Below are 10,510 nucleotides of genomic sequence, written 5' to 3' on the forward strand. Positions count from 1 at the left end.
ATCGTTCAAGGCCGGCACCATCGTCAGCACCAATTCGAGCAACACCCGCGCCGATGGCATGGCGACCCGTATTCCCGACCCGACGTCGTTCGAGATCATCCGCAAGGGCGCCTCGCACATCGTCCAGGTAACCGATGACGAGATCGCTGCGGCGATCCGCGCCTACTGGACGGATACGCATAACCTTGCCGAAGGCGCCGGCGCAGCCGCGCTCGCGGCGGCGCTGCAGGAAAAAACAAAGCTGCGCGGAAAACGCGTCGGCCTGATCCTGAGCGGCGGCAACATCGATTTCGAGCTGTTTCGCACCTGGGTGATGGCGGATGACGCCGTCACCCAGAAAGTGATGGCATGAGTACGAGCGTCACATTCAGCCGTCATGCCCGGCCACAGCGGTCTGCGTTTCGCAGACTGCGTAAACTTGCCTGCGCTGCCGGGCATCCACGTCTTTCTTTCTGCGGAGGACAAGACGTGGATGGCCGGGTCAAGCCCGGCCATGACGATGGAAAGATTGGGGAGTCGAAATGAACCAGCCCGCATCCGCGTACTTCATGGAAGAACAAAAGGCGCCGAACGAGTCGCATACGCTGTCGGTGCTGGTGCAGAACGAGCCGGGCGTGCTTGCCCGCGTCATCGGCCTGTTCTCAGGGCGCGGATACAACATCGAAAGCCTCACGGTGTCGGAGACCGAAAGCCAGAAGCACCTCTCGCGTATCACCATCGTCACCACGGGTACACCCATGGTGATCGAGCAGATCAAGCATCAGCTCGACCGCATGGTGCCGGTCTATCGCGTCGTCGACATGACGCTGGCCGGCCGCTCGATCGAACGGGAGCTCGCGATGGTCAAGGTGCGCGGGTCAGGCGAACACCGAGTCGAGTCGCTGCGGCTTGCGGACGCGTTCCGGGCCCGCGTCATCGACGCCACCACCGAGAGTTTCGTATTCGAGATCACCGGCAATTCCTCGAAGATCAACCAGTTCATCGACCTGATGCGCCCGCTCGGCCTGCTCGAAGTGTCGCGCACCGGCGTTGCCGCCATTGGCCGCGGAGCCGAGGGGATGTGAATCATGCTGGCGCGCGACTGGTACTATAACCAACGTCGGCGGATCGGAATCGATTCCGCGGTCGCCTCGCTCTATGGCGGCGACGACGACGCCGACCTGCGCGCCCGCGCCGCCTTGTCGATGCTGGGCGTCAAGAAAGGCTGGCGCATCGCCGACATCGGCTGCGGCAACGGCGTGCTCGCCTGCGAGGCGGCGCGAATCGGCGCCGAGGTCGACGCGATCGATATTTCGCCGGCGATGCTGGCGCTCGCCGAGATCTCGGCGCGCGATCGCAAGGTTGCGATCCGCACGCAGTCGGCGGGGCTCTTGAGCTTTGCCTATCAGCCGAGCAGCTACGACCTGATCGTCAGCGAATTCACATTGCACCATCTGCCGGATTTCTGGAAGGCGGTGGCGATGTCGCGGATTTTCGCGGCGCTCAAGCCCGGCGCGAATTTCTTCCTGCGCGACATCGTGTTCGTGCGAACGCCCGACGGCACCGAGCGCGATGTCGAGGAATGGGCCGAGTTCTCGATCACCAATCACGACTTCAACCGCGACAGCGTCGTCACACATATGCGCGACGAATATTCGACCTTCGGCTGGGTGATCGAGCGGATGCTGGTGGATGCCGGCTTCGTGCTGACCTCAGTCGACTATCACGCGCCGCTGCACGGCACGTATCTATTGCGCAAACCCAAACACGGCGAGCAGGGCTGACTCATGTCCCGTCGTCATTGCGAGGAGCGGAGCGACGAAGCAATCCAGATCATTTCCTGGAGAAGGTCTGGATTGCTTCGCGGAGCCTGTCATCGGGCGCGCATTTCGCGCGGCCCGTTGGCTCGCAATGACGGTCAAAGGTCATGAGCTAAAGGTTAGAAAAATCAATGAAACCCGCCGACGTCTGCCTCGCCGTCCTGGTCGCGGTGATCTGGGGGCTTGCCTTTGTCCTCAGCCGCATTGCGCTCAACGAACTCTCGCCCGCGCTGATGACGGCCCTGCGCTTTTCGATCGCCGCCGCGCCATGCCTGGTGGTGCGGCGGCCCAAGGTGTCCTGGCCGGTGCTGATCTCGATCAGCTTCACGCTGTTTCTCGGCCAGTTCCTCGCGCAATCCTACGGCATGGCACTCGGCGTCCCGGTCGGCCTGACCAGCGTGATCGTGCAGAGCCAGGCGCTGTTCACGATCGGGCTGGCGGCGATCCTGTTCGGCGAGCGGCCGTCATGGAGGCAGGCGCTCGGCATTGCGATTGCGGCCGCGGGTCTTTTGATGATCTGCGGCACCGTCGGCTATGACTTCAGCGTATCGGCATTTGCGGTGCTGATGATCTCGCCGATCAGTTTTGCGGCCGGCAATCTCCTGCTGCGGCAGGCGCGCGGCGTGCCGATGTTCGACCTCTCGGTCTGGCTCTGCCTGATTGCCGCGGTGCCGCTCCTGGCCCTGGCGCTCGCCGGCGATGGCGTGCAGCCGACGTGGCAGGCGCTGTCGCATATGTCGCTTGCCGTTCTCTCTTGCCTCTTGGGCATCGGTCTGGTCTCGACGTGTCTGGCTTATTGGCTGTGGAACCGGTTGTTGCACGACTATCCGGCGGCGCAGGTGGTGCCGTTCGCGTTGCTGGTCCCCTTCGTCGGCTCGGCGGCGTCCAGCATCGTCTTTCATGAGACATTTGGGCCGCTTCGGCTCGCTGGCATGTTGACGGTGATTTTCGGGATCGCCGTGATGGTGCTGTCGAAGCCTCGGCAGGCCGCAGCGGAGGCGGTGCGGGCATGATTTCGCGTGAACTGTTTTTCGCCTTCGTGCTGTTCGCGGCGGTGATGTTTTTCACACCGGGGCCGAACAACATCATGGTGATGTCGTCGGGGCTGACCTACGGCTTCCGCCGCACCGTGCCGCATATTCTGGGCGTCGTGATCGGATTTGCCTTCATGGTCGGCGCCGTCGGCCTCGGCTTCGGCACGGTTTTCATTGCCTTTCCGGTATTGCAGACCATCCTCAAATATGCCGGCGCGGCCTATCTGATCTATCTCGCGGTGATGATCGCGATGGCCGGGCCGCCGAAGCCGGGCGAGGCGAGCCGCGGCCCCATGACCTTCTGGGGCGCGGCGATGTTCCAGTGGGTTAACGTCAAGGGCTGGGTCGCGATCATCGGCACCATCACCGCCTATGCGGGAATCGCGAAATTCCCGCTCAACATCGTGCTCCAGGTCGTGATCTTCCTTCTGATGGGGACGGCCTCGATCACCGTCTGGACGCTGTTCGGCAGCGCGCTCCGTCCGGTCCTGACCTCGCCGCGCGCGGTACGGATCTTCAATATCGCGATGGCCTTGTTGTTGCTGGCTTCGCTGTACCCGGTCTTCATGGAGTGAAAGCAGCCGAATCCATGCGCAAAGAGGGGTTTACCCCCCTGCCTAAAATGTCTAGACCACGCGGGAAATTCGAAGGCGCCCGGCGGTCGATCTACCCCCGTGCCTGACCCACCAAATCTGATCCATTGGCCGCTTGCCGGCCCCGTCACCAGAGGAAACGACCATGCGTGTTTATTACGATCGCGACGCCGACCTGAACCTGATCAAGGGCAAGAAGGTCCTGATCGTCGGCTACGGCAGCCAGGGCCACGCCCATGCGCTGAACCTGAAGGACTCCGGAGTCAAGGAAGTGGCGATTGCGCTGCGCAAGGGCTCGGCTTCGGCCAAGAAGGCCGAGGCCGCCGGCTTCAAGGTGTACGAAGTCGCCGAAGGCGCCAAGTGGGCCGACCTCGTGATGATGCTGACGCCGGACGAATTGCAGGGCGATATCTATCGCGAGCACCTGCACGACAACATGAAGAAGGGCGCCGCGCTGGTGTTCGCCCACGGCCTCAACGTGCACTTCAACCTGCTCGATCCGCGCCCCGATCTCGACGTGCTGATGATCGCGCCGAAGGGTCCCGGCCACACCGTGCGCTCGGAATATCAGCGCGGCGGCGGCGTGCCCTGCCTCATTGCCATTGCCAAGGACGTCTCGGGCAACGCGCACGACCTCGGTCTCAGCTACGCCTCGGCGGTCGGTGGCGGCCGCGCCGGCATCATCGAGACCACCTTCAAGGAAGAATGCGAGACCGACCTGTTCGGCGAACAGGTCGTGCTGTGCGGCGGCCTGGTCGAACTGATCAAGGGCGGCTACGAGACGCTGGTCGAAGCCGGCTACGCGCCGGAGATGGCCTATTTCGAGTGCTTGCACGAAGTGAAGCTGATCGTCGACCTGATCTATGAAGGCGGCATCGCCAACATGAACTACTCGATCTCCAACACCGCCGAATACGGCGAGTACGTCACGGGCCCGCGCATCATCACCGACGAGACCAAGAAGGAGATGCGCAAGGTTCTGGCCGACATCCAGGGCGGCAAGTTCGCCCGCGACTGGATGCTGGAGAACAAGGTGAACCAGACCTCGTTCAAGGCGACGCGCGCCAAGCTCGCCGCGCATCCGATCGAGGAGGTCGGCGCCAAGCTCCGCGACATGATGCCGTGGATTAAGAAGGGTGCGCTGGTCGACAAGAGCAAGAACTGAGGCTCTTGTCATTGCGAGGAGCAGAAGCGACGAAGCAATCCAGTTTTAAGTGATCTGAATCGCTACGCTGGCGCTCGCGATGACGGCGAAATAGCGCGGTGCATGGCCCAATGACATGCACCGCGTTTTTATTTTTCAAGCCGCCGCCAGTCTTTCGAGCCGGACATAGCTCGCCTCCATGCCGTGCTCCATGCCGCTTTCGATCGCCATCTTGCGCGTCTCGGCATCCGGCAACGTCATGCGCATCGTCATCAGCGTGCCGTCGCCGTCTTTCTCGAACCGGGTTTCGCAGTGATTGTCCGGCGTCGGGTTGGGCATGAACATGCGCTCGACATGGACGATGCGTTTGTAAGGCTCCAGTTCGAGAAATTCCCCCGTGAGATAGAAGCCGGCGCGGCCCGGCATCGCCCATTCGTAGCGGATCTTGCCACCCGGCCGTGCGTCGCAGATGCAGACGGGCATGCTCCAGCCGTCAGGGCCCGTCATCCATTGCTGGATCAGTGCTGGTTCCGTATGCGCGCGATAGACATATTCGGGTGGGGCGGCAAAGCGCCGGGTTACGATTACGAAACGGTCGCCCTCTGTTTTTATCGTCAGCTTACTCATTACTTCTCTCCTCGTTTTGAAGTCATTGCCGCGAGCAGCCCGTCAAGCCGCTGATAGTTCTTGTCGAGCGCCTTGCGCAGCATCGCGAGCCACCGATCGACATCGTCGAGTCCGGTATCCGCCAGCCGGCAGTGGCGACGCGTGCCATCGATCCTTCGGGCAATCAAACCAGCTTCCTCGAGCACCTTCAGGTGCCGCGAGATCGCGGGCTGACTCATGTCGAAAGGCTCGGCGAGTTCCAGCACCGTGGCCTCGCCCCTGGTCAGGCGAGCAAGGATCGCCCGGCGCGTCGGATCGGCGAGGGCGAGGAAAGCCGCATCAAGGCGGGCGGAGCGTTGGGTCGATATCATAACGAATATCTTATATAAGACGTTTGTTATATTCAAGGGAAAATGGAGGTCGGGAGGGCGGTTTGGCAAGCGAGGCGAAGAATTGACGAACGCGATTCGTCATTCCGGGGCGAGCGAAGCTCGAACCCGGAATCTCGAGATTCCGGGTCTGCGCCTTACGGCACATCCCGGAATGACCGAGAAAAACGGCAAGCGCTTCACACCGCCGCGATGCAGTCGATCTCGATATCGAACGGGCCGAACCACCGCGGCACGCAGACGAAGATCCGCGCCGGTGGGTTGTTCGGGAAATAGCGGTCGTAGATCGCGTTCACCGCGGCGAATTTTTCCGCCGAGGTGCAATAGACATTGCACTTGAGCACCTGGTCGAGCGAGGAGCCCGCGGTCTCGACGCAGAGTTTTAGCTGTCCCAGCACCAGCTCGGCCTGTCGCTCGATCGACGCACCGACCGCGACGCTGCCGGTTTCGGGATCGAAGGGTGGAAGTCCCGAGACATAGACCGTACCATTGTGCCGCGTCGCGATGCATGCGGGCGCTTTCACCCGCTCAAGCCAGGTCGTCAGGGGTTCGACCCGGATCGTTTCTCTTGCCATGAATTTGCTCCGTTATGAAGCTCGAGTGCCGATCCGTCTGCTATAGCAGACGATCTTCATTTCATGTTTCGATATCGATCGAAATGTGAATGCAAGGCAAAGTCTGGCGCCATCGTTTGCGCGTCCAGCTCACAATCGCATCGCCACGGTCGGCATTGCGAATGCTGCAATCAGGGCATCAGGAGTACGCTCCAGACCTTGGTCGCGAGGTCGTGCTGGGTGATCGGCTTTTGCAGCAACTCGACGCCCTGGGCGAGGCGGCCGTCTCGCGCGATCAGGTCTCGCGAATACCCGGTCATGAATATGACCTTGAGGGCTGAATTCAGCTTGAGCAACTCTTCACTGAGCACGCGTCCGTTTTTGCCCGGCATCACCACATCCGTGAGCAGTAGCTCGATATCGTTTGGCTGATCGGCAAAGGCACGGGCCGCATCGTCGGCATTGGACGCGGCGACGACTCGATAATTATAGTCGGTCAGGGTTTCGGTCACGAAGTTGCGGACATCCTCGTCGTCTTCGACGACCAGTATCCGCTGCCCGTCTCCCCGCAGGTCGACGCTGTGTTTTGCATCCCGGGGTGTTGCCGCTGGCGCGTGCTGCGTGCGGGGCAGGAAGAGTTTGACGGTGGTGCCACGACCGGCTTCGCTATCGATTTCCGCAAAGCCGCCGGACTGGCGCGCAAAGCCGTAAACCTGACTGAGGCCGAGACCGGTGCCGTGTCCGGTCTGTTTGGTCGAGAAAAACGGTTCAAAGGCGCGCTCGCGGACCTGCTTCTCCATGCCGGTGCCGTTGTCTGAAACCGAGATCAGAACATATTGTCCCTCGCGGGCGTCGGGGCTGGTCTTGGCATATTCGCCGTCAATTTCGACATTGCGGGTTTCGACGACGAGCTTTCCGCCCGACGGCATCGCATCTTTGGCGTTGACGACGAGGTTGAGCAAGGCAGCCTCGAGTTGATGCGGGTCGGTTTCGGTGTACCACAAGTCGGATGCGCCTTCGATTTCCAGAGTGATATTTTCGCCCGCCGCCCTCTTGAAGAAGTCGGCCATGCCGGCAATCAACGCATCGACGTCGATGACCTTGGTGTTGAACGGTTGCTTGCGCGCGAAGGAAAGCAGCCGCTGGGTCAGCGTGGTGGCCCGCAACGCCCCGTCGCGAGCCCGCGAGATCAGGTGCTGCAGCTTGAAACGGGAGTTCTCGCTCCAGCGGCCGAGCGTTCGTTCAGCGATTTCGAGATTGCCGGAGATTACCATCAACAGATTGTTGAAGTCGTGCGCCACCCCTCCGGTCAATTGACCGATCGCTTCCATTTTCTGGGCGTGGCGGAGCCGTTCCTCGGCCTCGCGGCGCTGCTGACCTTCGGCCTCCAGCATCGCTTTCGCCAGCCGCAGTTCGCCCGGAGACGGGACTTTCAGAAGCTGTGGAATCAAGGGCCAGAGCAGGATGGCGGTCGAGATCGAAGCCGCGGCCGTTATGATCTTGACGATGCCCTCAAGGCCATAGGCCGGCACCCAAAGCGTATAGATGGACATGACGTGGGTGAGGCCGCACGCCATGATGAAGACGGCAAAGGCCCAAAACACCCAGCCGAACTCCACATCTCTGCGCCTGGAAACAAAATAGGCCAGCGCGAAAGGAATCGAGAAATAGGACAGCGCAATGATCGCATCCGATGCGATGTGGACAACCAGCAGGTCAGGATCCCACTGCAGGCAAATGCCATGCGGCGCAAACAGGGTGCTATCGAAAAACATCTTCAGTTTGTCCCAAAGCATCGAAGTCCCCTTGCACGAGAAGAGTCAGACCTGGCCTAAGGTCGTGAACGCTGCTTTACAAAACGTTTGAGTTTTTGGATCAAATGTCCAGCAAACGACGCGGGCGTGGCTCGATGGAGTTGGAGCCCTTGGCGCTCATGCGTCGATAGTTCATGATCCGGCAATGTCGCGGTGATTCTTGGCCGATCTCGCCGCTTATTTTAACCGACGGGAATGATCGGCTCCAGCACAACCGTTATGGCCGGCTCATGCGACTGGAACCGGCGTGTCGCGCCGCCTGACAGTCCGCGGCGGCCACCCCGCTATTGGTCGGCAGCCGCGTGCCGGGTCGAACTTGCGCGTGTGGTTCGCCGGTGCGGGCAGTCTCAGCTGCGTCGCGTCGCGCGCGCCAGCGTCGCCGATGGGCGCTCGCCGAAAGTTTCCCGATAATCGCGCGCGAAATGTCCGAGATTGCCGAAGCCGCAGATGAAGGCGACTGCGGTCACCGAGGTTTCCTTGTCCGGGGCCGAGAGCATCCGGTGTGCGTGGCGGAGCCGGATCATTTTGGCAAAAGCCATCGGCGAATAACCGCGGGTTTGCTGAAAGGCGCGAAAGATCGCGCGGGCGCCGACGCCGGTCGCTTCCGCGAGCTTTTCGATCGTGATCGCCTGGTCCCAATGCGCCTCGATGAAATCCTCCGCGCGGCGCACATGTGAGGGCAACGTGTCCTTTGACTCGCGCTGCAGAAGATGGCTGAAGCTGTGAGGATTGGCGCTGAGCAGTGCCACCAGAACGGTTTGTTCCAACTCGTGGAGCACCAACGACGGCAACTGGTCGGAAGTTGCATCGAGTTGCTCGGCGAAGAAGCGCAGCAGGCGCCAGAGTTGCTGAAATTGCGGGGTGTGCCGGCCGATCGCGGGTTCGAACTCAAGCTTGCCATTCGGCCGCGCGCCGAGCAGATAGGCAAGCTTGCGTTCGAGGGCGCCGCCTTCGATCCGCAAGTTGAACCATTCATGGCCGCCGTCGGTGGCGATGGCGACTTTCTGGCCGGGCGAGACGATACTGCACTGATCGGCATTCAGCGCGATCGCGTGTTTTCCGATCGTGCTCTGACCCTTGCCGCTCAAGGTGCTGAAAAAGCGGAACCGCTCGACCTCGGGAAAATCGGCGCTCGCAGCCGCGCTGCCCTGGCCATAGATCAGGCCGATGCTTTGAAGCTGAACGAGATTGCCTCTCGCGATCAGGTTCCTGGATGATTTGATCTCGGCCCTGGTCGCGCCGTAGCGCGTGAGAAGAGCGTGCCTGAATTCTTCCGCATCAGACGTGCGAAAGACCGGAAAGCGCTGCAGCGGATTGACCAGGGGTTCGAAAGACATGGTTCAAATACGCTCGCGCCGCTCACATCGTCATGCGTTTGGTCCGACGCTACAGGTCTTTCCGGTCGGCGGGAAGGAGTGGGTCGGCATGCAGCCGCCCGATTATATCAGCCTAAATATTTCAGGGCCGACGATGCACGACAATGCCTATCGTTTGTGCACAAACTATCGATGAATCAGGATGTGAATACCGCCAAAAGATGACATTCGTCATCCGTCACTTTGTGACGGGGCTGGCACGACGCGTCCCGCGTGCTGTCCGCTCGTCGATCGCGATAACGCGAACGCGATCAGCCGCGCCGCCATCACCGCCAGCAACGGGACAAGGAAGGCGGCATAAAGCGGCATACCTGGCGCCCGTTTGCCGAAAGAGACCATCAACTGGGCCCAAAGGAAGTAGCTGCCGGTAAGGTGCAGGATGCGCCAGGCAGGCCGGCCGATCGCGCGAGCCGTACGGTCGAACGAGGTCGCCGCCATCGCGATGATCAGGCAATAGCCGATGCCACCCGCGATATAGGTGACAATCGAGGTCTCCGCCACGAATGTGGCCGGGGCGGCGATAGCGAAAGCCACGACCGCCGCGGCGTGGAGCGCATGCGAGCCGGCGAAGGTGACGCCGAGATAGCGGCGGTTACGCCGCTGCCAGCGTGTCCAGGAATTGGGCCACAGCCGCAGCAGCGCCCCGGCAGAAAATGCCAGGCAAAAAAACAGCAGCGAAGTTCGCGCGGTAAAGCGGATGACCATACGCATCCCCTCCACGTCAAACGCGCGCGTGCCTGCGATCGCGAGCGACAGCGCGGACAGCACGAGCATCAGAACCGAAAACAGGCGCCAGCCTTCAAACCAGTTTGCACGCAAACTCTCCTCCCGACTAAATGTAATCAGTAGTTACATTCAGTTCTCGCCGATGGGTCAATTGTGTAATCAGTGCTTACATTCACGTTTGCTTGATGCTAGAGGTTGTTTGACGCGTCTTCTTCAGGCGAACCGCTATCCATCTCGCCTGAAGACGCCCTGGGAGCGCCATGCCAGTCCCGTCCAAATCCAGAACTGCGGTCGCCGCCAAGCCGAAGCGCCGCGCTGCGCGGGCAGGGGCGCCAAAGCCGTATCATCACGGCAATCTCCGCCGCGCCCTGATCGACGCCGGCTTTGGCCTGATCGAGCAGGGCGGCATCGCGCAGCTCAGCATGCGCGAGGTCGCGCGCCGCGCGGGCGTATCGCCGGGCGCGCCGTTTCGGCA

Annotated in this window: 13 protein-coding genes; 7 read left to right on the forward strand and 6 right to left on the reverse strand. The window is 61.4% G+C overall.

What is annotated here, in order from left to right; all coding sequences use genetic code 11:
* The 6 genes from VFL62_RS10650 to ilvC form a co-directional block, all read left to right on the forward strand.
* Positions 1–352: pyridoxal-phosphate dependent enzyme (locus tag VFL62_RS10650; protein WP_325172337.1), on the forward strand; the 352-nt coding region annotated here is incomplete at its 5' end.
* A 169-nt stretch (positions 353–521) separates the two neighbouring features.
* Positions 522–1,064 (forward strand): acetolactate synthase small subunit, encoded by a 543-nt coding sequence (gene ilvN, locus VFL62_RS10655; protein ID WP_325172338.1) that lies wholly within the window; start codon positions 522–524, stop codon positions 1,062–1,064.
* 3 nt (positions 1,065–1,067) lie between these two features.
* A complete protein-coding gene (locus VFL62_RS10660) occupies positions 1,068–1,763 on the forward strand; it encodes a class I SAM-dependent methyltransferase (protein ID WP_325172339.1) in 696 nt (231 codons plus the stop codon).
* 167 nt (positions 1,764–1,930) lie between these two features.
* Positions 1,931–2,812 carry an EamA family transporter gene (locus tag VFL62_RS10665; RefSeq protein ID WP_325172340.1) on the forward strand — a complete coding sequence of 294 codons (882 nt, stop codon included), beginning with the start codon at positions 1,931–1,933 and terminating at the stop codon, positions 2,810–2,812.
* Positions 2,809–3,408, forward strand: coding sequence for a LysE family translocator (locus VFL62_RS10670; RefSeq protein ID WP_414644677.1), 600 nt, complete (start codon positions 2,809–2,811; stop codon positions 3,406–3,408). Before VFL62_RS10665 ends, VFL62_RS10670 begins: the two co-directional genes overlap by 4 nt.
* A gap of 163 nt (positions 3,409–3,571) precedes the next feature.
* Positions 3,572–4,591 carry a ketol-acid reductoisomerase gene (ilvC, locus tag VFL62_RS10675; protein ID WP_325172341.1) on the forward strand — a complete coding sequence of 340 codons (1,020 nt, stop codon included), beginning with the start codon at positions 3,572–3,574 and terminating at the stop codon, positions 4,589–4,591.
* Positions 4,592–4,726: 135 nt separating this feature from the next.
* On the opposite strand, the gene VFL62_RS10680 is transcribed toward ilvC, so the two are convergent.
* The 6 genes from VFL62_RS10680 to VFL62_RS10705 all read right to left on the reverse strand — a co-directional run bounded on the left by VFL62_RS10680 (position 4,727) and on the right by VFL62_RS10705 (position 10,083).
* Positions 4,727–5,197, reverse strand: a complete 471-nt coding sequence (locus tag VFL62_RS10680) for an SRPBCC domain-containing protein (RefSeq protein ID WP_325172342.1) — start codon at positions 5,195–5,197, stop codon at positions 4,727–4,729.
* Entirely contained in the window at positions 5,197–5,547 is a 351-nt protein-coding gene (locus VFL62_RS10685; protein WP_325172343.1) for a metalloregulator ArsR/SmtB family transcription factor, read from the reverse strand. The genes VFL62_RS10680 and VFL62_RS10685 overlap by 1 nt, the downstream gene beginning before the upstream one ends.
* A gap of 197 nt (positions 5,548–5,744) precedes the next feature.
* Positions 5,745–6,140 (reverse strand): RidA family protein, encoded by a 396-nt coding sequence (locus tag VFL62_RS10690; RefSeq protein ID WP_325172344.1) that lies wholly within the window; start codon positions 6,138–6,140, stop codon positions 5,745–5,747.
* Positions 6,141–6,310: 170 nt separating this feature from the next.
* On the reverse strand, positions 6,311–7,915 hold the full coding sequence (locus tag VFL62_RS10695; RefSeq protein ID WP_325172345.1) for an ATP-binding protein: 1,605 nt from the start codon (positions 7,913–7,915) through the stop codon (positions 6,311–6,313).
* A gap of 365 nt (positions 7,916–8,280) precedes the next feature.
* Positions 8,281–9,270, reverse strand: a complete 990-nt coding sequence (locus VFL62_RS10700) for an AraC family transcriptional regulator (RefSeq protein ID WP_325172346.1) — start codon at positions 9,268–9,270, stop codon at positions 8,281–8,283.
* Positions 9,271–9,480: 210 nt separating this feature from the next.
* Positions 9,481–10,083, reverse strand: coding sequence for a hypothetical protein (locus tag VFL62_RS10705; protein ID WP_325172349.1), 603 nt, complete (start codon positions 10,081–10,083; stop codon positions 9,481–9,483).
* Positions 10,084–10,295: 212 nt separating this feature from the next.
* Between VFL62_RS10705 and VFL62_RS10710 the strand changes: the two genes are divergently transcribed.
* A partial coding sequence (locus VFL62_RS10710) for a helix-turn-helix domain-containing protein (RefSeq protein ID WP_325172347.1) occupies positions 10,296–10,510 on the forward strand: 215 nt, incomplete at its 3' end.

It is taken from the genome of Bradyrhizobium sp., assembly GCF_035701725.1.
Taxonomy (GTDB): domain Bacteria; phylum Pseudomonadota; class Alphaproteobacteria; order Rhizobiales; family Xanthobacteraceae; genus Bradyrhizobium.

Bases quoted from the DNA above. Each gene is read 5' to 3' on its own strand.
- ilvN (WP_325172338.1), top strand. From the start codon at position 522: ATGAACCAGCCCGCATCCGCGTACTTCATGGAAGAACAAAAGGCGCCG.
- VFL62_RS10660 (WP_325172339.1), top strand. From the start codon at position 1,068: ATGCTGGCGCGCGACTGGTACTATAACCAACGTCGGCGGATCGGAATC.
- VFL62_RS10665 (WP_325172340.1), top strand. From the start codon at position 1,931: ATGAAACCCGCCGACGTCTGCCTCGCCGTCCTGGTCGCGGTGATCTGG.
- VFL62_RS10670 (WP_414644677.1), top strand. From the start codon at position 2,809: ATGATTTCGCGTGAACTGTTTTTCGCCTTCGTGCTGTTCGCGGCGGTG.
- ilvC (WP_325172341.1), top strand. From the start codon at position 3,572: ATGCGTGTTTATTACGATCGCGACGCCGACCTGAACCTGATCAAGGGC.
- VFL62_RS10680 (WP_325172342.1), bottom strand. From the start codon at position 5,197: ATGAGTAAGCTGACGATAAAAACAGAGGGCGACCGTTTCGTAATCGTA.
- VFL62_RS10685 (WP_325172343.1), bottom strand. From the start codon at position 5,547: ATGATATCGACCCAACGCTCCGCCCGCCTTGATGCGGCTTTCCTCGCC.
- VFL62_RS10690 (WP_325172344.1), bottom strand. From the start codon at position 6,140: ATGGCAAGAGAAACGATCCGGGTCGAACCCCTGACGACCTGGCTTGAG.
- VFL62_RS10695 (WP_325172345.1), bottom strand. From the start codon at position 7,915: ATGCTTTGGGACAAACTGAAGATGTTTTTCGATAGCACCCTGTTTGCG.
- VFL62_RS10700 (WP_325172346.1), bottom strand. From the start codon at position 9,270: ATGTCTTTCGAACCCCTGGTCAATCCGCTGCAGCGCTTTCCGGTCTTT.
- VFL62_RS10705 (WP_325172349.1), bottom strand. From the start codon at position 10,083: ATGCTCGTGCTGTCCGCGCTGTCGCTCGCGATCGCAGGCACGCGCGCG.